This window comes from Paenibacillus sp. SAF-068 (genome assembly GCF_051967555.1).
Taxonomy (GTDB): domain Bacteria; phylum Bacillota; class Bacilli; order Paenibacillales; family Paenibacillaceae; genus Paenibacillus.
Map to the genome: position 1 here is coordinate 146,792 of NZ_JBQCJX010000003.1, position 24,409 is coordinate 171,200.

Sequence of the window (24,409 nt, forward strand, 5' to 3'; positions counted from 1 at the left end):
ACCTCGTACGTAGCTCTAGTAGGTTCATAATCGATCGGGAGGGGAATAATGTCCGTAGGTCTATACAGATATAACGGTGATATGGAAGACCGGAATAGTGAGCTGACACTCAGTGAGAATATCGCTACTCAGGAATTTTATGATGAGTACTGGGAGGCAGCAATACATGAATTAGGAATAATCCTGATTCGGGATGGATCTAAAATATATTTTCACCAATTAGAAGCTGCTGTGGTTGAGTTAAAACGATTAAGTGAGTGGGCAAAGGAACATTTAAACGGGAGTGAGTTAGATTATATGACGGGTAGAATTGAAAATTTACTAGATATATTGCCTAGCGCATTTATTAGTGAAAGTACAATTCTGTATATGTTCTGAGGGTGATAGCTTGATGTGGGAATTTATTAGTATTGAGTAGTTGTCTCTATAGGGGGAGGTATTAATGAATCAATTATATAAAGGTATAGAAAGGATAAACAGCATCAATTGGAGTACTTCCGGTGGAACAGATGAGCCCTCAAACATGGCATTATTACAGGAGTATATTAGAAGAGCAGCAATCTTGACCACTACATACCATTTGAAAACATCGTATCCCTTCTTCAACGCTTCTCGTGCGTTCGGATATGACGTTGATCTGGATATAACTGAAAAATGTCCACAGTTAAAGGAATTGAAAAACGGTTTCCTAAAAGGAATGTGTGAAGCATATTTGGAATGGTTGTTATTATTTGATTCCGGGAATGAAATTGCGCTGGAGTTTCACGATTTGTATGAACCTTTGATCCTTTTAATCGAAAGGGGAGGAACCATTAGAAGAAAGCATGGTGAGATTATTACAGGTGGTTATGCTTTTCCTCTAGCAAATGCCGAATACATGTCTAAACAGGCACCAATTGATATAAGTGATGAGGGACTGGAGGCCTGGTCGCACCAGTGATTTCTTAGATAAGTCGTATAGCTCTAGCTCAAGCATTAAAAAGGTTAGAGGAGTGAGAGCATGAATTTTGATATCGTAGAAATAAAGGACTACTATGACACGGAAATGTTTAATTATGACTATACTAAACTAAAAGCTTGGGGAGTAACTGAAGAGAATGCTCATTTTTTAATCGACATAGGAGTCCCAGAACAGTATGATGATTTTTCCTTTTATGAATCTGAAGCTTTCCAAGTGAAAGTTATTGAAGGAGAGGAATATATTCAGATTGGTCACTTTGCAAGTTATGGTATGCGTGACTCGTATGGTCTCTATCTAAAACAAGGGAGCGATATGTTTTTCACAACATCATCATTGGATAAATCCAACGTATATATACTCAATAAGAATTTGGGAACCTTCTTTTTGTTTCATCTAATTAGAAATGAACTGGCAACTAAAATGAGACTGGAAGGTACATATACCTCAGATGAGTATGCTAGAGCACTTCGTAGTTATTTTGAGAAGATTGATCCGATAGCAATGAATAATGTCGAAGCTTACTGGTCACATTTGCTGGAAGACTACGAAACTGGATTGTAACTCTTCGAGTGCATGGTTCTACATGTAAACAATCCCGGATCGTAAAGGAAATGCCAACTAATCAAGCCCTCATATGTAACAAAAAACATGAAGAATCCGCTCTCATCCGAGAGTCGGATTTTTTCTCGTTTCACCACCAACATAACTCTTGTCAAAACGTAATCATTACGATATGATAATACTCATTGTTTAAATCATAATGATTACGATTAAGAGAGAGGGGCATTACCTTGAATAAAAAGACGCCACTGCTAGCGCTGGTCTCCTTGGCCTTGAGCGCTGGACTGTTGAGCGCCTGCGGATCATCTGAGTCCAGTCCCGCTGCGCAACCATCCACCGATAATAAAAATGTTCACTTCCTATATAACTTCTCCACGAGTTCGCTAGATCCACATGTGGATTCCAGCTATGTGCCGCTGCGCGCGGGCATTACAGAGACTTTGGTGCGTCTCGATGAGGAGAATCTGACGGTTGCTCCATGGCTCGCCGAGAGCTGGGAGAGCGAAGACGGGCAGCATTGGACGATTGACCTGCGAGATGACGTGACCTTCCAGAACGGCAAACCAATGACGGGTGAATCCGTTAAGGCATCTCTCGAGCGGGCACTGGAAGAGAATGTAGCGATTCAGAACGCACTGAAGATCGATACGATTGAAGCCGAGGGCGATAAGCTGGAGATCACCACAACGCAGCCGTTCCCGGAGTTCGCTTCGGAACTGGTGAACCCCAACACGGCGATTATCGACGTGAGTGAGCCGGACATTGTGAACAAGCCGATTGGTACAGGCCCGTTCAAGCTGACTTCTTTTACCCCAGGCAGCAAGTTGGAACTGAATCGCTATGATGAATATTGGGACGGAGCATCGCCTCTGGATTCCATCACGTTCTCATTCAATGAAGATGCCAATGCCCGCACACTAGCGCTCAAATCTGGGCAGGTAGATATCGTATACCGTCCAGAGGTCGAGAGTCTCGAATCGCTCAAAGCGCTGGACGGCATGAAGGTTGAGTCGACATCGACGTTCCGCGTGCATCAACTAACGATGAACATGCAGCGGGAGAGTATGAAGGACCTCAATGTTCGTCGTGCGCTGGATGCGCTGATTGACCGTCAGGGTATCGTGGACACGATCCTGCTTGGTTACGGTGAAGGAGCCATCGGCCCGTTCCTGCCATCGCTGCCATTCGCACCAACCTATACGGATACTACAACAGAATCCGGAGCTGATGTGGCTGTAAAATATCTTGGCGAAGCAGGGTACACCCTGCAAAACGGCGTGATGACCAAGGACGGCAAACCGTTGCAGTTGACGCTGCTGACGTATTCGGCTCGTGCCGATCTGCCATTGATTGCCCAAGTGTTCCAATCGGATGCGAAGAAGATCGGGATCGACGTGCAGATTCGCCAGATCGACACACCGGAAGATTATATGGCGTCCAATCGTGATTGGGATATTGCAACGTACAGCAATCTGACCGCTCCTCGTGGGGATGCCGGTTACTACCTGAATGCAACGTACCATCCGAAGGGTGCTCTTAACTTCAGTGGATCGGAAGATCCGGAATTGACCAAGATTATCGACGAACTGAATCTCACGGTTGCACCGGAGAAGCGCGCAGAGCTTGCCGAGAAGGCAGCCAACTACGTGCATGACAACGTGCTGAATTCATTCGTGCTGCATCCGGGTACGATCGTTGCCTATAACGGCAAGAAGATCAAGAACTGGATTACCACTCGCAGTGAATATTACATGATTACCAATAAGCTGGATGTGATGTAATGTTTCGCATTTTGCTTCGAAAGTTCCTTGAGGTATTTATCTTTCTGTTGTTCATTATGTTTGTGAGTTTCCTGTTCATTCGTCTGGCTCCCGGTGATCCCGTACTGACGATCCTGAATGTGGACGAACTGTCCGTTAGTCAGGAGCAGGTCGAAGCTGTACGCGAGGAAATGGGCTTCAACGATTCGCTTCCTGTCCAGTTCGGCAACTGGTTGCTCGATTTCGTTCGGCTCGACTTCGGCGTATCGTATTCGACTGGCCAGCCCGTCATGCAGACCCTTATGCGTGCACTGCCAGCCACGGCTGAACTGACGATTGGCGCGCTGTTGGTCATGCTCGTCATTGCGATCCCGCTCGGCTCGCTATCAGCGCTTCATCGTGGAAGTTGGATTGACCGCGGCAGCCGCATGCTCTCCATTGTGGGTGCGGCGGTGCCAAGCTTCTGGCTGGGTCTGATCCTGATCGACATGTTCGGCGTACGCTTTGGCAATCTGCCGACCATGGGCCGGGATGGATTCACCTCACTTATTCTGCCATCTCTGACGCTGGGACTTGCCATCTCCAGCGTTTATGTGCGTCTTTTGCGTTCCAGCTTGTTGGATTCTCTTAGCCAGGAGTTCGTTCGATCCGCCCGGGCAAGAGGGTTATCCGAAGGCCGGATCTTCATGCTACACGCGTTTCGGCATAGTCTTCCGCCTGTCATTACGGTATTTGGCGTAAGTCTCGGCAGCCTGATTGGCGGAGTTGTCGTGATTGAAGTGTTGTTCGCTTATCCGGGTATCGGCAAGCTTGTCGTTGATGCCATCCGCCAGCGTGATTATCCTCTGATTCAGGGTTACATCCTGATCATGGCTATCGTGGTATTCCTCGTGAATACGGCGGTTGATCTATCTTATCGTTATTTGAATCCTGAAATGAAACTCAAGGAAAAGGAGGCCCACCGATGAAAACCATGCCCCTGCCCATTCCAACTACAAAATCTAAAAAACATAGCTGGCAGGCGATCATTGGTCTGCTGTTTGTACTGCTGGTCATCGCGGCCTCCTTATATGCCTTTTTATACTTAAAGCATGATCATACCTTAACCGATCTGCGCGGACGATTGCAGGGCGCAAGTGCTCTCCATCCGTTCGGTACCGACCACCTGGGCCGCGATGTACTGACACGTCTGTTGCTTGGCGGCGGCCAAACACTGGGGTATAGCTTGCTGGCACTCGGTGCTGCATTGCTGATTGGCATTCCGTTTGGCTTGATCGCAGGATACAAACGCGGCTGGGTCGACAAGCTGTTCATGCGGATCGCTGATGCTTTTCTAGCTTTTCCTGATACCATCGTGGCGATTGTGCTCAGTGGCCTGCTTGGTGCGGGAATCGGTAATCTGGTATTGGCGATTGTAATCGTTAAGTGGGTCAGCTATGCGCGTCTCGTTCGGAGTACGGTTTTATCGGAGTCCCAAAAGGATTACATTCGCATCGCCCGGACCAACGGACTTTCGGACGGTCGTATCATGAGAAAACATCTGCTTCCACATATCGCAGGGCATGTGCTCGTGCTGGCCAGTCTTGATCTGGGCAAAATCATCCTGCTCATCTCATCATTGTCCTACATCGGCCTTGGCGCACAGCCGCCAACACCTGAATGGGGTGCGATGCTGAATGACTCACGGCCTTACTTCCAGTCTCGGCCAGAGCTGATGATCTACCCGGGTCTCGCCATTGTCTCGGTAGTGCTGCTTGCCAACATGCTGGGCGACTATCTGCGAGACCGGTTTGACGTGAAGAAGGAGGTGCAGCCATGATTCTCTCCATTGAGGAACTTAGCATCTCCAGTCGGGATCGTACGATTGTAGATCAAGTCTCTCTGGCTGTTCGCGAAGGTGAATTCATGGCTTTGGTTGGACAGAGCGGTAGTGGCAAAAGCTTGCTCTCGCAAGCGATTGGTCGTCTGCTGCCGCCCAACCTGCATGCATCGGGTCGAGTCATGTTCGAAGGCAGCGACCTGCTCGAACGGAAGCCAAAGGAGATGCGCGCCCTGCGGGGAAGCCGCATCTCGTATATTTTTCAAGACTACCAAGGAGCGTTTACGCCATTTCGCAGCATTGGCGGACACTTTGATGAATACCAGAAGGTTCATGGGGAGAAGTCTTCTGCCACCCGCAAGAAGCGGGCGGAAGAAGCATTGGAATCGGTTGGCCTTGGCGCTGAATTGCTGCGCCGATATCCGTTCCAGTTGAGCGGTGGACAGCTTCAGCGGGCTTCTATTGCCACATCGCTGATGCTCTCCCCTCGTCTGCTAATCGCAGATGAAGCCACGACGGCGCTCGATAGTGTATCCGGGCATCGCGTGTTGGAGTTGCTGGCACGCAAGCAAGCAGAGACGGGCTGTGCAATTCTGTTTATCACGCACGACTGGCGCCATGTACGCCGCTATGCCAGCCGTTTGGCTGTTATGAAGGAAGGGCAGATCGTCGAATCGGGTGGCAAGCATCGCATTCTTGACCATCCCCAGCATGAGTACACACGCCAACTGATCGAGGCAGCTCCCGTTCTGAGTCGCTCGCTGAAGTCTGGATTGAAGGAGGTGGGAACGGAATGAAGACGACTGCAAATAAAGAAAGCCATGGACTCGCCCAGTCTGACGAAACCAATGTGAGAGTTCATGACCTTGTTAAAGGCGCAAACCATACAGAGATAGACAATGTAGTCATAGATACTGCCGTTGCAGGTCAGGCAGTCAGAAATGCTACAGATACGGATCATGCGGATACAGATACAGATACGGGTATAGAGAACGCCGTTGCAAAGACTACTTCCTCGCCCAGCATCCTAAATCAACCAGTGCTTCAGGTGGAACATCTCAGCCGAACGTATGCAGGTGCAGACCGTCCAGCTGTGAATGATATTTCATTCACCCTGAACCGCGGCGAGTGCCTTGGTCTGGTTGGCGAGAGCGGCTGCGGCAAGAGTACGCTCGCCCGCTGTCTGCTGCGGATTGAAGATGCAGATACAGGCTCAATTATACTGGGGGGACAGGATATCGTGCGGCTGAGCGGCCGACGGTTGCGACCTCATCGGCGGAAGATGCAGATTGTATTCCAGAACCCGATGGCTGCACTGAATCCGAAGCTCAAGATTGCCGACTCGCTAATCGATCCGTACGAACAACTTGGACGGAACGCCGAACTGTCCCATTTTACCTATACTTCGAAGGACGCTTACGTCCAAAAGCTGCTTGAAGCGGTCGAGCTTCCAAGCGATATAGCGGGACGTTACCCCCATGAACTAAGTGGTGGACAGCGTCAGCGTGTAACGATTGCGCGTGCCATCGGGATTGAACCGGACGTTGTCGTTCTGGATGAACCGACGGCCAGCCTGGACGTAATCTCGCAAGGTGCCGTTCTGCAGTTGCTCACCGATCTGCGGATATCGCTTGGTCTGTCATACCTGTTCATCTCGCATGATCTGGCCGCGGTACATCGCATGAGCCAGCGCATCATCGTCATGCGGGAAGGCTCGATCGTTGACCGTTTTGGAGCGGATGCGTTGTTCGCTGAAGAACGCCATCCGTATACGAAAGAACTGATATCGATCTTCTGAGTACTTCCTGAAACGCCGTTGGCTGTGATAGTCTTTTCAAATCAATAAAGAGCCGCTTATCGAGACATTCGAAAGCGGCTTTTGGCGCATCCATTTTCACGACTTCATAAGGCTATACAACATTTCATGTGCCAAGTCCCCCTAAAACCGGGCTCCTTTCTTTGTTTTGAACAAATAAATCTTTCAGGCCTATAACCGGGCTAACGTTCCGATGTAAACTAGCGTATACTGATGGAATAGCAAATATCTTGAAATTGCATATTTAAATTGCTCTATATTATTGATACACTAGATCCAGGTTATATTCATTCAGAGAAGGTGCGATCCCGTTCAAGGATGGGTTTGCTGCAAATGCCAAATCGATAACGCTTACATCCTTTTGGCAAATATAGGATATAAGGACGGTAGACATGAGCCAGGGACAAACGAGTACAGATGTTATCTTGATTGGTGCCGGAATTATGAGTGCAACTTTGGGAACTTTGCTAAAAGAATTGGCACCAGACTGGAATATTAAGGTTTTCGAAAAGCTAGCCACTGCAGGAGAGGAAAGCTCCAACGAATGGAATAATGCCGGAACCGGGCATGCTGCATTGTGCGAACTTAACTATACCGTTGAACGACCAGACGGAACCGTAGATATTAGCAAAGCGATTAAGGTGAATGAACAATTTCAGATCTCAAAGCAATTTTGGTCCTATCTCGTCAATAGCCGTCTGATTCGTAATCCGCGGGACTTCATTATGCCGATTCCCCATTTGAGTTATGTACACGGAGAGAGCAATGTCCAGTTTTTGAAAAGACGTTATGACTCCTTATCGAATCATCCGCTGTTCGCAGGCATGGAATTCTCGGATGACAAGAAAGAGCTGGCGAAATGGATGCCGCTGATGATGAAAGATCGTACAAGTAATGAGCCTGTTGCGGCGACCAAAATTGACTCCGGTACGGACGTTAACTTTGGTGCTTTAACGCGTATGTTGATTGGACATTTGAAGGAGCAACACGTGGCGATCCACTACCAACATAGCGTGAAGAATATGAAACGAACCAGCGATGGACAATGGGAATTATCCGTGAAAAATCTGAAGAGTGGTGCGGTCGAACGCCATAAGGCAAAATTCGTTTTCATTGGCGCCGGCGGCGGAAGTCTGCATTTGCTCCAGAAGACGGGCATTCCGGAAGGTAAGCATATCGGCGGATTCCCGGTCAGTGGGATCTTTATGGTGTGCAAAAATCCAAAAGTCGTGGAACAGCATCACGCCAAAGTCTATGGCAAGGCTTCGGTAGGGGCTCCGCCCATGTCCGTTCCGCATCTGGACACTCGATTCATCGACAATAAAAAGTCACTATTATTCGGGCCGTTTGCCGGATTCTCGCCGAAGTTCCTGAAGACAGGTTCCAATGCCGACTTAATCACGTCGGTTAAGATGCATAATCTGCTCACGATGCTCGCCGCAGGTGTCAAAGAAATCTCTTTGACCAAGTACCTGATCCAGCAACTGATGTTATCCAAAGAACAACGTATGGCAGAATTGCGTGACTTTGTTCCAGGTGCGAAGAGCGAGGATTGGGATATGGTTCTGGCAGGGCAGCGTGTGCAGGTCATCAAGGATACCGTCCAAGGTGGCAAGGGTACGCTCCAATTCGGTACGGAAGTGGTTACATCTGCAGATGGAACAATCGCGGCTTTGCTAGGTGCATCACCGGGTGCGTCCACCGCGGTTCAGGTCATGCTTGAGATTCTTCAGCGTTGTTTCCCGCAGCATATGGAGGCATGGGAGCCGAAGATCAAGGAAATGATTCCATCCTATGGCATATCACTTGTGGAGAACCTGGATCTTCTCAAAGAGGTTCATTCTTCAACAGCCAAGGCGCTGGGGTTATCGGATGAAAAACATGTCCTTCACGTATAACGATTAATCTAATCTTGTTAGATAATGATTAAGCCCAAAAAGAGCTAAGCCGGGATGAAGCCCGTGCTTAGCTCTTTTTGGGTTTTATTTGATATGACTGAGCTTGGAGCTGAACCTGAACCCGAACCCGAACCCGAACCCGAACCCGAACCCGAACCCGAACATGGACATGAATATGTCCTTCACTATCAGGCTCGCCTTAGACTTTATACGAAGCATACAGATACGGGCTATACTGAATGCCCGTTAGCGTTGGAGAACTATCTTATCACTCAGACTCCGGTGCTGCGGTCCAAAGGGATGACAAAGGATACTTTCGTACCTTGGCCCGGTGAGCTGACGATGCTTAAGCCCTGTCCGTACATTTGGGTCAACCGGCGGTGCGTATTGGTTAATCCGATACCTCCGGTTCCCCCAGATCCTTTCTTAGGCCACGCAAGCGCGCGTTCAATCTGCTCGGGCTGCATCCCCACACCATCGTCCTCAATCTCAATCAGGGTGGACGCTGTTTGGTTGATGATTCGGATATGCACGGTTCCACCCTCCACTTTGCTTAGAACACCATGTCGAACTGCATTTTCAATGAGCGGTTGAATGGTGAGTGGCGGCAGCGATAGATCAAGATCATCTGGAATATCCCAGATAACATTCAGCCGATCCATGAAACGTTCTTTCTCAATGTAGAGATAGGCGCGGGAGAGGTCCAACTCATGCGTGACCTCAACCATTTTCTCCGAATTGACAAAATGAAAGCTGGTCTGAAGATACTCGATAAACGTATCACCCAGTTTCTGCATTCGCTCCGTGTCCATCTCACTAAGCACCATGATGGAATTGAGCGTATTAAAAAGAAAATGGGGCTGAATCTGTGCCTGTAAGTAAGCAGCTTCCATGCGCAGCCGTTCATCAATGGATTGTTTCAGCACGATTAGTGATCCGATGCGATGCCTTAACTCAACGGCATCAACGGGCTTGGTGACATAGTCCGTAGCACCAGCCATGAAACCGGCGTAAACATCCGCTGGTTCGTTACGGGCTGTCAACAACAGGATGGGAAGCTCTGATACCGAATAACGCTTGCGTACGTTCTCTGTTAATTCATAACCCGACATATGAGGCATCATGACATCGGCAATCAATAAGTCCCACGGCTCCTTCTCCAGCAATTGGAGAGCTTCAAGCGCCGAGGCCGCAGGTTGAATCTGATACGGTTCATTCGCAAGCATGGAGATCAGTACTCGCAGATTGACAGGATCATCATCGACAGCAAGAATACGGGCGGCAGTCTTATCCTGAGTTATGGTCTGCTGCTGTGACTCCGCAATCGCAATCTCATCGAAGCTGTGAACGTCCCATTTCTGTTCAGTCTGATCCGATAGCGATGCGGTATCTTCCCGTGGAAGCGAAATCTGGAAGATCGACCCCTGCCCAGGTTCAGATTGTACGGTGAGCTGGCCGCCATGGAGTTCGATGAGCTGTCTGCTGATATTTAGACCGAGCCCGATTCCCCCAGTTAAGCGAGCTTCTGGAGTCCCCTGCTCATACGCCTCGAATATGCGCTGTTGTATCTCCTCACTTATGCCAACACCTGTATCCGATACGTGAATCAAGACACGCTCTCCATGTTCCTGAACAGAGACGGTAATCGAACCTTCATCGGTGAATTTGAGCGCATTATGCAACAGGTTGTAGAGAACCTGAACAAGTCTTCTCTCATCGGCCTGAATAAGCGGTAATGAATCCGGGATATTCACCTGCATATGGATGGGCTTACCCTCTGCCATGAATCGGAACATACCGATTACACCTGGAATGACAGATGCAAGAGATAATGGTTTCTTCTGAAGCTTGATGCGTTTTTCCTTCAGGCGAATCACGTCAAGGAGATCATCAACGAGTTGGGACATGCGTCGGCCGATGGTAACTAACAGTTTCATGTCTTCTGCCTGCTGCTGATCACCTGATGTACGCCGTTTACGGACTGCGATGCTCTCGGCTATATTGATGATGCCATGCAGCGGTGTGCGAAGCTCATGAGCCGTATTCACAAGAAACTGATCCTTCTGGCGATCCTCCTCTTTGAGCTGTTCGTACAACTTCTCAATTTCGCTTGAGTTACGGAAGTATTTTCTGAACCAATACGCGGAGAAGCCGAATATGGCCGCAATAACATCAATTGGATAATACACATTGGTAATTTCGCTATGTGAGTTTACAATTCCCCATAGTACGCTGGATAAGCTGCTGGTTGCCGCAAATAACAAAAAGCTGGCGTCACTTCTCTTCTCGGCAGCCATTCGGAAGAACAGGTACACCGACCAGCCGATGGCAAATAGATATAGGAAATTAGAGAGTCCTGTCTCCAGCACATGGTAGACAAGAGTCACCGGTGCAATCAATAGAAATATAAAGTAGACACCAAATACAGTGGCATAGGCATGAAAAAGTTTGCACCATTGTACACTATGGGAGAAACTTCTGGCCATCTGCAGCAGGAAGAATGCGAACAATGGATAGGACAACGCTTTGGCCTTAACCATCCAAGTGAAGTTCAGTGGCATCCAGCTCAACAACAGACTGTCATGGTCGGAAGCGACTGTGAGGGCAGCTGCGAGCGTTAACAGGGAAAATGTCAGCAGAGCTCGTTCCTTCCGGATAAACAGAAACATGACAAAAGCGTATAAACTGTGCAGGAGCAGTATGGCAAAAGTGATCTTTTGCAAATCAATCGATAATCCTCGTTCACTTCCAATGGCTTCTGGAGAACCAAAATAGAGAGAGCGCGTGATCCCACCGCTATATGGATCGTCAAAATTGGCTGTCTGCACCAGAAGATTAAGTTCGGTGGAACCGTCAAGCGCATAGGAAGTCGTAAATGCAGTCCTTTCTGGTCGATAGGCTTCGGCATGGGTGGCAGGTTGACCGAATTCAGCAACAATGGTCCCGTTTATCTCGATGATCGATGATGTCTGGATTTTCTGAGCCCAGAGAGAGACTTCTCTCACAGATGGATCTAAAAGAATGCGAAGACGATACGTACCATACCCATATGACGAGGAGGATTCGGGTAATGCATTCCGCCAGTCACCGGGAACTTGAATACTTGTGGTGGATCGCTTTTCCGTCATCTTCGCGTCACGATTAGAGATTAACGCATGGGGGTAAAATTCCCATTCTCCATCCAGGGATATGGGGGAAGCATTGGCGAGGTCCCAACCTCGAAGGTCCAGCACGCCTTTAGCGGGTTCAGGATGATTGGGTATAGTGAAGGACTCAGACCATATCCAACGAAAACCAAGTAAAACAGTCAGGAATAGAATCGACAACAATACATATCGGGGTATCTTTTTATAGGTTATTGGTTTCATGGCAGACTTTAGTTTTCGACAGTTTACTCCAAATTCCTGCATGCCTTCTGCCAATGATGAACATTTTTTTCAATACAGGAACATAAATTCTATATTCAAATGATAGCGGTACCACATCAGGATTTATGGTAAAATTATAGATTAAAGGATGATCAGTGAGCCAGAGGAGTTGTGCATATGAGAGTGATTTTGGTAGATGATGAATATCTCGCTCTGAGCAGGTTGAACAAACTGTTGGAAGAGAGAGAGGATTGCGAAGTTATCGGCTCTTTTTTGACGGCACAAGAAGCCATCGATCAGATCGAACTTCATCTGCCGGAAATCGTCTTCATGGACGTACAGATGCCGGGGATGAACGGGATTGAGGCGACCGAACGGATCCATGAGGTTTCCCCTGGAACAGAGGTTATTTTTACAACAGCCTATAACGAACATGCATTGACGGCCTATGGGCTTGAAGTGCTGGATTATATTATGAAGCCTGTAACGCGTGACCGGTTGGAAAAAACGATGAAGATGTATCAACGCCGAATGGTGCCCGCAACTCTGAATACAGCAGAAGGGCCATCCATGGTCATCCGCTGTCTGGGAATGCTTCAGGTCCAACTGCACCCGAACGAGCCGCCCAAACTTATGAAGTTCAGAACAACCAAGATCAGAGAGTTATTTGCCTATTTGCTCCACCATCGGAACAAACCGATTAAACGGGATACGCTACTTGAGCTATTGTGGCCCGAGTTGGATGAGCGGAGAGGCATATCCAATCTGCATAGTGGCATCCATCGCTTACGCAGCATGATGAACGACTTCATGGGAGAAGACAAAATTTTTATTCGCTATCAGCAGTTTGGTTATTTATTGGAAACGGGAGAATTCCGGATTGACGTGGAAGAATGGGAAAGTCGTCTTAACCAATTGTCTCTGTTATCTTCGTCTACACTAGCTGAACATCGGCAGACTTCAGATCAATATGAAGGTAAATATTATGGTGAGGACGATTACGTATGGGCTGAGCTGGAGCGTCAGCGCTTGCATGCCCTTTGGCGTAACCACGCCATGCAGCTTGCAGAGTACTATATTGAACTGGGACAGCACACGGAAGCACTCACATTATATCATCGGGTACAGCAATTCGAGCCTTCATTGGAGCAAGTTGGACTGGCGTTAATGAAGACCTATGATCGATTAGGCAACAAAGATCCTGTGATTGCTCAATATAATCAGTTAGTTACTGCGTTAGAGCAAGAAGCGGGCATACGTCCTGGTTTGGAAGTGGAGTTGTGGTACCAGCAATGGAAACAATCCAATATGTAATTGAATGTAAACAGCCTTGCAGCTTCATTTGCAAGGCTGTTTTTTTTGGTTGTATTTGCTCGCGAAAGGTTTGGTAAGAGTTTGGTAAGAGGCTTTGTGTAGAATAAGTGCGATGTGGTGAGATTCACAACGGAGCACAGATCATTTAGGAGCGATGAACATTTTCAAATAAGGGGGGCATATTCATTAAGCAAAAAAGGGGACATTTCAGCAGGATGAGTTCCGTTTTGAAGTGCAATTGATTCGAATTATAAAATGATAGTGAACAAAAGGAGGATGTACAGCGTTGAGAATAATTAAAGTAATGCTAATGTCGATATTGTCACTTGTAATTGTGACCACATCTGCGTTCACACCAATGCCTATTGCCATGGCAGCGGACAGTATATTCTACGTATCATCGAACGGCAATGACGAGAACGAGGGAACAGAGGCAGCCCCCTTTTTAACAATGAATAGAGCCCTAACCGAAATTACAGGCTCAGGGAAGATTGTTCTATTAAGCAATCTTTCGCTGAATGATGTGTGGACTGTTGCTGCTTCAGGAAAAACAGTTACGGTCACCTCTGAGGAAGGTAACAGATACTCTATTCTTCGGGGTGAGGAATTTAAGAACAGAGATCTGATTCGGGTGCCGAACGGAAACATTACATTTGAGAATGTGGATATAGACGGTAATCATGTTGCCACCAACCAAGCGGTCTATGGGATGCAAGTAACGGGCGGTAAGGTGATGCTTAAAAATGTTGAGGTGCGGAATCACTATGTCACAACTGGGGGCTCAAGTACGGCAAGCGTTATTGCAGCACTTGGAGGAACGGTAGTCATTCAGGATGGCACACGGATCCACCACAACCGGATCACGGGAAAGCTGGCAAATAACCCTCCTTCTCTCCTTGGTGCAGGTAGTGGGGGCGTTGTAGAGATTCAAGACGGAATCATTACTGAAAATGAAATTTCTGCGGATGGTAATGGTGTCATTGTTGGTATTGGGTTATCTGGCAAGCCCAGGTTTATTATGACAGGCGGGCAGATTACGGGTAATATTCTGTCCGGTAATGGAATAGATGCTGATGGACAAACGATTGGGAATGTTGCTGTGTATATGCGGGGAAGTGCCGCCGATGCCCGCTTCGATTTCGGAGGAACAGCCTATGTATATGATAACCTGAATACCAAGGGTGAACAGCGTAACGTTTACTTGAAAAACACGTCGGCCACCGGCAGTGCATATCTGACATTGGTTAACCCTTTGCAGACCGGCGCGAAGGTTGGTGTATACGCTAATATCATGCCTGATGATGTAACGAATCCAGTCGTTGATATTGCGATTGGCGGGGGAGGTTACCTTGCACAAACAGCGGATCAATCCTATTTCGTATCAGATATCAATACGACCGCAGCGGTTGCATATGATAATCAAGCGAATAAGGTTATTCTGACGTACCGATTGCCAGTCAATCTGGAACTGGATACTCCTTTGGATCTTTCTACGGTGAGTGCCAAACCTACCTTGAAAGGTTCCGTTACATCTGGGGCCGTGGTAACCATTACAATGGTGAACAAATCTGATCCGGCTAAAAATGTTGTCGGTGAAGCTACTGTCAAACCAGATGGAACATGGGAATTCACACCTTCCTCTGTATTGTCGCCTGGAGAATATACATTGAGGGTTACAGCAACGAATGACGGGATCTCTGCTGAACCAATACGCAGGGATATTATCGTAGTGGACAAGTCAGTTCTACAAGAGAAATATGACGAAATTACAGGTGAAAACCTGGAAGAATCAAAATATACATCACACAGTTGGACTGCACTTCATGATGCGCTGATCACAGCAGAACAGGTGCTAAGTGAACCAAACGTAACACAAGAGCAAGTCAACAATGCGCTTCAGGAACTAACAAATGCACGGACAGGACTTACCCTGGTGAATGGTGGAAGCACAGCGGGTCCAGGTGGAGTGGGTTCTCCTTCACTATGGCTTCGATCTGATCTGGGCATGGCACTTACCAGCGGCCAGAAGGTGAGCACTTGGGAAGATCAAGGTAGTAAAATAAATAATGCAACACAAGATGAGGTCGATAACCAACCGACTTATTGGAATGATAAGAATCATAATATTAATTTTAATCCGGTATTGGAATATGACGGAACGAAAACTTTTATGAATCTGGATGTAAATAAGCTTCCCCAAGGGAAGACTGCCAGATCAATTATTACGGTTAGCAAAACCAGTAAAACTGGAGGCATCAAGTATATCATTTCCTGGGGAGCCCAAACGAGTGGTTATACGGGTATAGGGATGCTTCAAAATGGTACAAGAGGCGGCATGACCACATTTAACAGTGATAAGAACCAGACATTATACACTGCCGAAGGATTTATGGGAACGACGTTCCCGAACGAGCAATTTGTTACTTGGACAGGCGGGGATACTGGTATAAACCAAGCCAGATTGTACAGTAAAATGAAGCAGGTACAGCAACTAAATGACTGGGGAAAAGATAATGTTAAGCTATGGGATACGGGTAACTCTGGCGGAGCAGTAATCGGTAAACTTATTCCAGCAACTGCGAGTGTTGAACATTGGCAGGGCACGATTGAAGAAATTATCGTATACGATCATGCGCTGACGGACGAGGAACGCCAAAAAGTGAGCACATATCTGGCGATCAAATACGGCTATACGCTGGATCAGACGACAGCCAATTCATATGTTGATTCAAACATGGCTACGATCTGGGACTCAAATGTGAATGCAGTCTATACTCATCGTGTTACAAGTATTGGTCGGGATGATCAGAGCAACTTGCTGCAGAAACAAGCCAAGGCGCAGGAATTGGGGTCCATGTTAACGATTGCATTGGGCAACAGTATCGAGGATACCAATTCTGCGAATCAAAATATTTTTTCAAACGACTCTTCTTTCTTTACGTTTGGTGATAATGGAGCAAGTACTGAGTTCAAAACACCTATGACGAAAGATCAAGAAAAACTGCTTGGGATGGAGCGCATCTACAAAGTACAGAAAGCAAACTGGACTGAATCACAGATTACACTTCAGTTAGACGACACCGGAGGTACCTCGGCGTTGCCTCAGTATCTTGTGATCAGTGATGATGCTCAATTTGCTAATCCAAACTCGTTACATTTAATTCAGAACGGCCAAGTAACGCTTAATACCTCGAATTTTGGTCCGGACTCGTACTTTACCATCGCAACTGCTGTAACGTCTTTGACAACACCAGACGTCACACTGACCGATGATGAATTAAAATGGGAAACTGTTGAGCATGCAGATAACTATGAAGTAACGATCGAAATGGAAAATGGTACGAAGCGTACAGTGGAGGTGCCTGGAACGGTACTGAACCTGTCGCAATTGGAACCACCGCTGAATGCTGGCGCCTACACGGTGACAGTCACAGCGAAGACGAACAATCCAGCATATGCAGATTCAGAAGCATCAGATGCAAAAAGTTATGTTGTTATTATTGACAAAGCGAAGTTGAAAGCCAAAATCGATGAGATTAACGGTAAGATCGAAACAGGCGAACTGGACACAGAGGAGTACACGCCAGAATCATGGCAAACGCTGCAAACGGCGTTAGAAGTTGCTCAATCCGTGTTCGATGACGAAAATGCAACATCGGAACAAGTGGAAAAAGCGTATCAGGATTTGGTAGATGCCCAGGAGGGTCTTACCAAGAAGGCTGGTTCGGGTACTGACACTTCAACGCTGCAAACGTTGATCCCGTCTACAGGAAGCTTGTCCCCAGCCTTTGATCCGGCTAAAGACACGTACACCATCTCTGTGCCGAATAGCGTATATCAATTCCAGTTATCGCCAACGGCACTTGATCCACTTGCGAAGATTGAAATAGCGGTTGGAGATGGAGAATGGAACGAGGTTACAAGTGGTAGTGCCAGTGAGAATTTACCGCTTCAAGTTGGCGGAAATACCATTGTTGTTAAAGTCACAGATTCACTTGGCCATGTCACGGAGTACAAAATCAACGTAAACAGAGCATCCAGTGACAATGGTAACAATGGTGGAGGCAACAACGGCGGTAGTAATACGGGCGGCAACAGTGGAAGTACGCCAGCACCTACACCTGCGCCAGTGCCAACTCCGGCACCCGTGAAGGATAATCTGGAAACCACTCGGGACGGCAGTCACCAACCGTTTGCTACATCCAAACCATCAGACAACAAAGAAACGATGGTTGAAGTTGATCCAGCCAAGCTGAAAGATGCCATGTCACAAGGCACAGGTCAGCAATTCGCCATTCATTCGCCGAATGACGGGGATATGAAGGTGGACGGATTAACCCTTGAAACGCTGAAACAATTAGTAGATCAAGGTTCCAAACTAAACATTAGCAATCCGCTGGCGATCTATCCGGTACCTGGTGGCAAAATGGACTTAAACGGTGTCTCCAGGCAGCTTGGTCATGCAGCATTGAGTGATATTGATGTCCATATCGATATCGCACGTTCATCGGATACGTTGATTGACAGCGCCGAAACAAGAGCCGCTTCCCAAGGATACGAGCTACTTGTCACACCGGTTGATCTGGATCTCACGTTCTCAAAAGATGGACAAACGGTTCGTTCCGGGCAACTGAACGGCTATGCGCCGAAGTATATTGCACTTCCGGAAGGGATCGATCCGAACCGGATTACGACAGGCGTAATCATCAACCCGGACGGCAGCATCTTCCATGTACCGACGGTTGTTACCAAGATCGATAGTCGTTACTATGCACTTATTAATGACTTGCGTAGCAGCGGAAGTTACTCCGTTATCTGGAACCCGCAGGATTTTGAAGACGCCAGATCCCATTGGGGCAAAACGGATGTAAACAATATCGCTGCAAGACTAGATTTGCAAGGTAATGGAGATAACACTTTCTCACCGAACCGGAGCGTAACTCGCTCTGAATTTGCCGAGATTGTTGTACTTGGACTGGGATTAATGCGTCAGGATGCACCACAGAATTTATTCCCTGACGTTAGCGATACGGCATGGTTCCGCTCTGCGGTAGCCCTTGCGAATGAATTCGGTATCGTTCGCGGATACGATAACGGGAACTTCTACGGTAATCAGGAAATCACGCGTGAGCAAGGGTTTGCCATGGTGGCTCGTGCCTATCGTCTGATTGAACCGGATGCGGCAATCAGCCCGGATCAGATGAACTCTGAGCTGGAACGCTACAGTGATGCAGCGGATCTATCGAATTGGGCGAAAGAAGATGTAGCCCAGTTGATTGCAGCGGGGATCATCCAAGGTAATGGACCAGAGGTTCTGAGTCCGAAGACCACGATGACGCGTGCTGAGGTCACTGCATTGATTGCAAGAATGTTGAAAGTAACCAACTTGATTGATAAGTAAACACAATCTAAAACGAAAAGCCTTTGCTGACATTGGGGGTCGGCAAAGGCTTTTTCATATTTCATCAAATTCATGTCGTAATACTTTCGCCCTGTTGGCAGATCGTGGAATCTGAGATGATGGGTTCACCAGAGGTTCGGATGACGAACTTCGAACCGCTGGCCTTCAGGCTATTGCGGTCCTTCCTTCTACATCATTGGAGATATCATAGGGTCGCAGCTCTCCTGAAGATTTCATTATCAGAGAGGAGGCGTCCAGGCTATCACATTCCTTCCTTCTAACCCTAACCTTTCATGTTATATAGGGATGTGGCTTTCCTGGACTCTTTTATCATGAACAATACGATCTATTTGCGCAGAGCGAACAAACTTATCATTGAACCTAATGAAGGGAAGCAACAGTTGCCGAAGACTTATCTGGCGACTGCCCTCAAAAATATGGAAGCACTCGGATACACCTTCTCGGATGAGTTAATGCAGGTGATGCGGCAGCTGTCAAAGGAACAATTTGAAGCAGTATATCATCAACTCGTGAGTGATCTGAGAGTTATGGTCGGCGCACATGTGCAGTACACACCGATGTATGCAGGATTCCCGATGCAGGTGATGCAAGCGGATGAAGCGGAGTTATACCTTAATGCAATGATTCATTATCTGACCAACCTGACTGTGGTCTATACGGATCAACCATCTGTGGAGAGAATGCCTTTGCTGGAGAAGACGGACTTGAAAGTCATTGGTTTGGGAGACAAAGAAGCGTTCCAGACACTCATCCGCCAGATCATTGAAGCGAAAGGTTCCATCTCGGAAACGGACAAGAAAGATATTGATACCGTGTTGGGGCATGCAGACACGGAAGAAGTGGATGCGATTCTACCCGCCGAGATTCCGTTCAAAGAAAATGTAGGTTTCGTGGTCTCCTCGCTGTTGAAGCATGAAAAGGCGAACATCGACCGGATCGGTTCGTATTTCAAAACGGCAAGTGATGTGCTGCGTCTGGCTGTTGCCTGGTCCAACGGTGATGTCAGTCTCGCTGCGGCTTCTCCCTTCCGAAAATTCAAACGTCGCGAGAGACGCCTTTTGCTCGGATTATTAGAGCAATGTGGCTCCATCACGGAGGATATGCTTCGATATAAGGATCGCTGGATTCGCCTTGGTGAAATTCTGCATCCTTCGGAATATAAGCTTCGGTATCCACGATGCGAGGAAGCCTTTGATATTTTGCGTAATAATAAGCCTTACTCGACCTTCAACGGAAGTGTGGAACTTGCCTTCCAATATCGGAATGTCTGGAGTCTGATCGATCTGTTGTCGCAGCGTCCAGGTGAATTCGCGAGAAAACTGGATCACATGCTGCGTATGACCGAAGATGAAACGTATGTCCTGCTGGCCTTTGGTGAAGTGGCTGCACAGGTATCCACGCCCGTGTTACTACAGGTGAGACAGCATTTTGCAAAGCGGAATGAAGGAACGGATTTGCGGGTCTTTTTTCCGAAAGGCAATGTAGCGAAGGCTTTTGGCATCCCAAATGAGCTGCCAGAGATCGATGAAGCCACGTGTCAGAATGTCGTGCAATTGTGCGAGCAGGCCTTGATAACACGGTTCGCTGACTTTCCAGCACTCGGGAAGACGTATATTGATGAACGTCTCCAGCATTATCTGGTTCCTTTTTCACAACGTTCCGCGAGCAAAGCTCTACGAACCATTGTGCGTGGAAGCCGCATCCCGATGGGTGAAGGAAATACGATACGTTTCTTCAGCTGGTGGAAGGAGGGCGAGGTGGATGGCACACCTACAGGGCGTGTGGATATTGATCTGTCCGCAGTCATGTATGACGAGAATTGGAATTATGTTGAACATATCTCCTACACCAATCTGCGATCAGTCAAATACAAAGCGGCCCATAGCGGGGATATTGTGACTGCACCTTATGGTGCAAGTGAATTTATTGATCTGCATATCCCCTCCATCGTGGATTATGGCGGACGTTATGTGGTGACGACACTGCATTCCTTCACCAGCCATCCGTACTGTAACTTGCCGGAATGTTTTGCAGGCTGGATGATGCGCAAGAAGCCCGGTTCAGGCGAAATCTATGAGCCATCTACGGTGGAGAACAAGATGGATATCACTGCCGATACCCAGATTGCCATTCCGGTTATTCTCGATTTGGTCGAGCGTACAATCATCTGGACGGATCTGGCACTGACCAGATACCCAGACTACCATAATAATGTCGAGGGAAATCAGAAGGGCATTGTGCTGATGGGCAAAGCAATGACCACATTACGCAAACCTCATCTGTATGACTTGTTCATGCTGCACGCCAAAGCGAGAGGTGAGCTGGTGGACACGAAGGATCAGGCCGATACCATCTATGCGGTCGATGAAGGCGTGACGCCATATGATATCGAGCAGATTATGGCGGAATATCTGGTTTGACCTGTTTGACTTGACTACTGGCTATATGTGAATATCAAGGTTAGAAAAGAGTAGCTGATGCTGCTCTTTTTTCTGTTTAGATGCAAAGAGCCTACAGAATGGTGCAGGTAATGTCGGATGCAAAGAGAATGACTTTGCTAAGCTTAAATTAACGTGGGAGGGATGATATGGATACGCTGAGACGGTTAAATGAAGCCTTGAATTATATTGAGGAGCATCTGATGGATATCGTGAATATGAAGGAGATTTCCCGGATTGCCTGCTGCTCGGAGTATCATTTTACACGCATGTTCTCTTTTCTTAGTGGTGTAACACTTTCGGAATATATTCGACGTCGCCGCTTATCGCTTGCAGCTATGGAGTTAAGCCACAGTGACAGCAAAATCATAGATATTGCGTTGAAGTACGGGTATACATCGCCGGATTCTTTCTCCCGTGCTTTTCAAAGCATGCATGGCACTACGCCCTCCGAAGCGCGAAACCATGGTCCGTCCCTTAAAGCCTTCCCACGGATGTCATTTCAACTGACCATTCAAGGAGGAAGCGAAATGAACTACCGTATTGAAGATAAAGAGGCGTTTCGAATCGTGGGTATTCGTAAAAGGGTGCCGATTGTATTTCACGGGGTAAATCCGGAGATCGCTGCGATGTACCAGAGTCTTACAACGGAATTGATTGATACGATTAAGGGGGCATCGAACGTCCAGCCTCTGGGCTTAATCAGTGCTTCAGCCCATTTCAGTGAGGGGCGGATGGCAGAACAGGGAGAACTGGATCATTACATTGGTGCAGCTACGACAAAAGAAGCGCCCGAGGGCTTGGCACAGATTGAGGTTCCTGCTTCAACGTGGGCCGTATTTACTGTCGTGGGTCCTTTTCCTGATACGCTTCAGGAGGTGTGGGGCCGGATCTACGCGGAGTGGTTTCCTTCATCGGACTATGAGCTGAGTGAGGGTCCGGAAATGTTATGGAATGAGCACAAGGATGTTACTGTAGAGCAATATAGAAGTGAGATATGGATACCTATTCGGAAGAGATGATACTGTCTCTAGTTTGATATCTGCGGGCGCAGCTTTTTGAAGCTGCGTTTTTAGTTTTCAGAAATTGCTATCAGATATACGAGCCGTTTTCATTGCAAATATATGTAATATAATGGTATTATTTTATTGGAATTGTAAGAATACTTGTATTTAGAAGAGAGGTTTAAAAAGGGGGTGTAGAGATCAGGTTTACATGAAGTGATGATTTTATTCTATACGCACGCAGACATAACATTTCAGTTGATTATGGACATGCCCGCATAGCAGACATATCGATATGAGACGAAAGTGTCAGTTATTATACATTATAGTGTAAGCGCTTTATTAAATAAAATCCAAGGAGGGATTTACTCATGACCAAAAGTATAGTGAGAAAGGCGCTTGGTTTGTTTTTAATTGTCGTAATGATCGCAACAGCTGCTGTATACCCTGCATCTACTGGACACGCAGCAACCATATATGTTACCGATAACGGCTCCAGAATTGAAGTAAACACGGGTTCAGGATTAGTCTATGTGGTGAACAAAACCAATGGGGATATTATCTCGGCCAAAATGAACGGCACGGAGCTAAACAGCAACAGGGGATCGCATATCGGTTCAGGTTTGGGTTCCTCCGCCAATGTAACTTGGAATACCTCTCCTTCAGGATCAACCGTGTTAATCACGGTATCGACAAGCACACTAACTCACTATTATGCTTCGCGTGGTGGTGAGAACATCATTTACATGGCAACGCATATCACGGCTCAACCTTCGATTGGGGAGCTGCGGTACATTTTCCGCGGTAATGGTAGTGTGTTGACAGGTGTTCCGGCGAATTCCAATAATCGTGGCAACACAGGAGCCATTGAGAGTCAGGATGTATTTGGTTTCGCAAATGGTCAGAGTGCCTCCAAATATTATGGTAATGATCAGGCCAAAGACCTATCCGTTCGTGGAGTTACGGGTAATGGCGTCGGTGTATTTATGGCCTACGGCAATCGGGAAAAGAGCTCGGGTGGACCCTTCTTCCGCGACATCCAGTTCCAAAGTGGAACAGAGACGGAAGTATATAACTATATGAACTCGGGACATGCACAGACGGAAAATTGGCGCCTGGGTCTGCATGGGCCGTACGCTTTGATCTTCACCACAGGTGGTACGCCAAGTGTACCCGACTTCAGCTGGATGTCTGGTCTGAATCTGCAAGGTTGGGTATCCAGTCGAGGGAATGTGGTGCTTAATGGTCTCTCCGGGATGGATACGGGTTATACGTACACAATTGGGTTCGCCAATAGCAATGCCCAGTATTGGGTAGGTACCTCTTCAAGCGGGGCAGCCGCCAAATACAGCATGATCCCTGGAACATACACCATGACAGCCTATAAGGGAGAACTGGCGGTATATACAGAAACGGTTAATGTCACGGCTGGCCAAACAACGACACTGAATACACGTACAATCAACAATGATCCGAGTAAAGCCTCCAGCATCTGGCGAATCGGTAACTGGGATGGTACACCACGGGAATTCCTGAATGGACAGACCATTCCGATCCGTCACCCGTCCGATAGTCGTAACCCAAGCTGGGGGCCTGTCACCTACGCTACCGGTAGCGCGACCAATCGATTCCCGGCCATCCAGTTCCGTGGTCAGAATTCACCAACCACAATAACGTTTAACCTAAACGCATCTCAAGCGGCATCTGCTCATACGCTCAACATCGGAATTACCGCAGCCTACAATAATGGTAGACCGAGTGTAACGGTTAATGGACATGCATTAACTAATCCAGCCGCGTCTTCACAGCCCAATTCTCGTAGCTTCACCATTGGTACCTATCGTGGTAACAACACAACCTTTAGCTGGAATGTTCCAGCATCCTACTTCGTCAATGGTTCCAATACGATCACAATTACGCCAATCAGCGGTTCCAGTGATTTGGGTAACTGGTTAAGTGCAGGTTGGGTTTACGATTGTGTTGAGTTGCTGAATTGAGTTAAGAATTCGATATCGTGGAAGAAATAAAGGAGGTAGCCTGCCTGGTTT

At 47.4% G+C, this 24,409-nt stretch carries 15 protein-coding genes; 14 read left to right on the plus strand and 1 reads right to left on the minus strand.

From position 1 onward, the window contains the following. Positions 1 to 48: 48 nt before the first annotated feature. From ACTHPG_RS18430 to ACTHPG_RS18470, 9 genes are all read left to right on the plus strand, one after another. Positions 49 to 378: a hypothetical protein gene (locus ACTHPG_RS18430; protein ID WP_440390930.1), complete on the plus strand. Its 330-nt coding sequence runs from the start codon at positions 49 to 51 to the stop codon at positions 376 to 378. Positions 379 to 442: 64 nt separating this feature from the next. Then, complete coding sequence (locus ACTHPG_RS18435; RefSeq protein WP_440390931.1) at positions 443 to 940, plus strand: hypothetical protein; 498 nt, start codon at positions 443 to 445, stop codon at positions 938 to 940. 60 nt (positions 941 to 1,000) lie between these two features. Then, positions 1,001 to 1,522, plus strand: a complete 522-nt coding sequence (locus tag ACTHPG_RS18440) for an SUKH-4 family immunity protein (RefSeq protein ID WP_440390932.1) — start codon at positions 1,001 to 1,003, stop codon at positions 1,520 to 1,522. A 230-nt stretch (positions 1,523 to 1,752) separates the two neighbouring features. After that, entirely contained in the window at positions 1,753 to 3,303 is a 1,551-nt protein-coding gene (gene nikA, locus ACTHPG_RS18445) for a nickel ABC transporter substrate-binding protein (RefSeq protein WP_440390933.1), read from the plus strand. Next, a complete protein-coding gene (gene nikB, locus ACTHPG_RS18450; protein ID WP_062836581.1) occupies positions 3,303 to 4,250 on the plus strand; it encodes a nickel ABC transporter permease in 948 nt (315 codons plus the stop codon). Before nikA ends, nikB begins: the two co-directional genes overlap by 1 nt. After that, positions 4,247 to 5,101, plus strand: coding sequence for a nickel transporter permease (gene nikC / locus ACTHPG_RS18455; RefSeq protein WP_440390934.1), 855 nt, complete (start codon positions 4,247 to 4,249; stop codon positions 5,099 to 5,101). The genes nikB and nikC overlap by 4 nt, the downstream gene beginning before the upstream one ends. Further along, positions 5,098 to 5,898: an ABC transporter ATP-binding protein gene (locus ACTHPG_RS18460; RefSeq protein WP_440390935.1), complete on the plus strand. Its 801-nt coding sequence runs from the start codon at positions 5,098 to 5,100 to the stop codon at positions 5,896 to 5,898. The genes nikC and ACTHPG_RS18460 overlap by 4 nt, the downstream gene beginning before the upstream one ends. Continuing rightward, positions 5,895 to 6,899 carry an ABC transporter ATP-binding protein gene (locus ACTHPG_RS18465; protein ID WP_440390936.1) on the plus strand — a complete coding sequence of 335 codons (1,005 nt, stop codon included), beginning with the start codon at positions 5,895 to 5,897 and terminating at the stop codon, positions 6,897 to 6,899. The genes ACTHPG_RS18460 and ACTHPG_RS18465 overlap by 4 nt, the downstream gene beginning before the upstream one ends. Before the next feature lie 410 nt (positions 6,900 to 7,309). Continuing rightward, complete coding sequence (locus ACTHPG_RS18470) at positions 7,310 to 8,815, plus strand: malate:quinone oxidoreductase (RefSeq protein WP_440390937.1); 1,506 nt, start codon at positions 7,310 to 7,312, stop codon at positions 8,813 to 8,815. A gap of 272 nt (positions 8,816 to 9,087) precedes the next feature. Here the strand turns inward: ACTHPG_RS18470 and ACTHPG_RS18475 are convergent, their stop codons facing one another. Continuing rightward, positions 9,088 to 12,183, minus strand: coding sequence for a hybrid sensor histidine kinase/response regulator (locus ACTHPG_RS18475; RefSeq protein ID WP_440390938.1), 3,096 nt, complete (start codon positions 12,181 to 12,183; stop codon positions 9,088 to 9,090). Between the two features lie 177 nt (positions 12,184 to 12,360). On the opposite strand from ACTHPG_RS18475, the gene ACTHPG_RS18480 reads away from it, so the two are divergent. The 5 genes from ACTHPG_RS18480 to ACTHPG_RS18500 all read left to right on the plus strand — a co-directional run bounded on the left by ACTHPG_RS18480 (position 12,361) and on the right by ACTHPG_RS18500 (position 24,358). Beyond that, on the plus strand, positions 12,361 to 13,497 hold the full coding sequence (locus ACTHPG_RS18480) for a response regulator (protein WP_440390939.1): 1,137 nt from the start codon (positions 12,361 to 12,363) through the stop codon (positions 13,495 to 13,497). A 286-nt stretch (positions 13,498 to 13,783) separates the two neighbouring features. Then, positions 13,784 to 18,898 (plus strand): S-layer homology domain-containing protein, encoded by a 5,115-nt coding sequence (locus ACTHPG_RS18485; RefSeq protein ID WP_440390940.1) that lies wholly within the window; start codon positions 13,784 to 13,786, stop codon positions 18,896 to 18,898. 332 nt (positions 18,899 to 19,230) lie between these two features. Next, positions 19,231 to 21,339, plus strand: a complete 2,109-nt coding sequence (locus tag ACTHPG_RS18490) for a TerD family protein (RefSeq protein WP_440390941.1) — start codon at positions 19,231 to 19,233, stop codon at positions 21,337 to 21,339. A 167-nt stretch (positions 21,340 to 21,506) separates the two neighbouring features. After that, complete coding sequence (locus ACTHPG_RS18495; RefSeq protein ID WP_440390942.1) at positions 21,507 to 22,379, plus strand: AraC family transcriptional regulator; 873 nt, start codon at positions 21,507 to 21,509, stop codon at positions 22,377 to 22,379. Between the two features lie 353 nt (positions 22,380 to 22,732). Further along, entirely contained in the window at positions 22,733 to 24,358 is a 1,626-nt protein-coding gene (locus tag ACTHPG_RS18500) for a rhamnogalacturonan lyase B N-terminal domain-containing protein (protein ID WP_440390943.1), read from the plus strand. Positions 24,359 to 24,409 lie beyond the last annotated feature (51 nt).

What these genes read in the sequence shown, in the direction of transcription:
- nikB (WP_062836581.1), top strand. Translation starts at nt 3,303, where the DNA reads ATGTTTCGCATTTTGCTTCGAAAGTTCCTTGAGGTATTTATCTTTCTG.
- ACTHPG_RS18470 (WP_440390937.1), top strand. Translation starts at nt 7,310, where the DNA reads ATGAGCCAGGGACAAACGAGTACAGATGTTATCTTGATTGGTGCCGGA.
- ACTHPG_RS18490 (WP_440390941.1), top strand. Translation starts at nt 19,231, where the DNA reads ATGAACAATACGATCTATTTGCGCAGAGCGAACAAACTTATCATTGAA.
- ACTHPG_RS18500 (WP_440390943.1), top strand. Translation starts at nt 22,733, where the DNA reads ATGACCAAAAGTATAGTGAGAAAGGCGCTTGGTTTGTTTTTAATTGTC.
- ACTHPG_RS18440 (WP_440390932.1), top strand. Translation starts at nt 1,001, where the DNA reads ATGAATTTTGATATCGTAGAAATAAAGGACTACTATGACACGGAAATG.
- nikC (WP_440390934.1), top strand. Translation starts at nt 4,247, where the DNA reads ATGAAAACCATGCCCCTGCCCATTCCAACTACAAAATCTAAAAAACAT.
- ACTHPG_RS18460 (WP_440390935.1), top strand. Translation starts at nt 5,098, where the DNA reads ATGATTCTCTCCATTGAGGAACTTAGCATCTCCAGTCGGGATCGTACG.
- ACTHPG_RS18475 (WP_440390938.1), bottom strand. Translation starts at nt 12,183, where the DNA reads ATGAAACCAATAACCTATAAAAAGATACCCCGATATGTATTGTTGTCG.
- ACTHPG_RS18435 (WP_440390931.1), top strand. Translation starts at nt 443, where the DNA reads ATGAATCAATTATATAAAGGTATAGAAAGGATAAACAGCATCAATTGG.
- ACTHPG_RS18480 (WP_440390939.1), top strand. Translation starts at nt 12,361, where the DNA reads ATGAGAGTGATTTTGGTAGATGATGAATATCTCGCTCTGAGCAGGTTG.
- ACTHPG_RS18430 (WP_440390930.1), top strand. Translation starts at nt 49, where the DNA reads ATGTCCGTAGGTCTATACAGATATAACGGTGATATGGAAGACCGGAAT.
- ACTHPG_RS18495 (WP_440390942.1), top strand. Translation starts at nt 21,507, where the DNA reads ATGGATACGCTGAGACGGTTAAATGAAGCCTTGAATTATATTGAGGAG.
- ACTHPG_RS18465 (WP_440390936.1), top strand. Translation starts at nt 5,895, where the DNA reads ATGAAGACGACTGCAAATAAAGAAAGCCATGGACTCGCCCAGTCTGAC.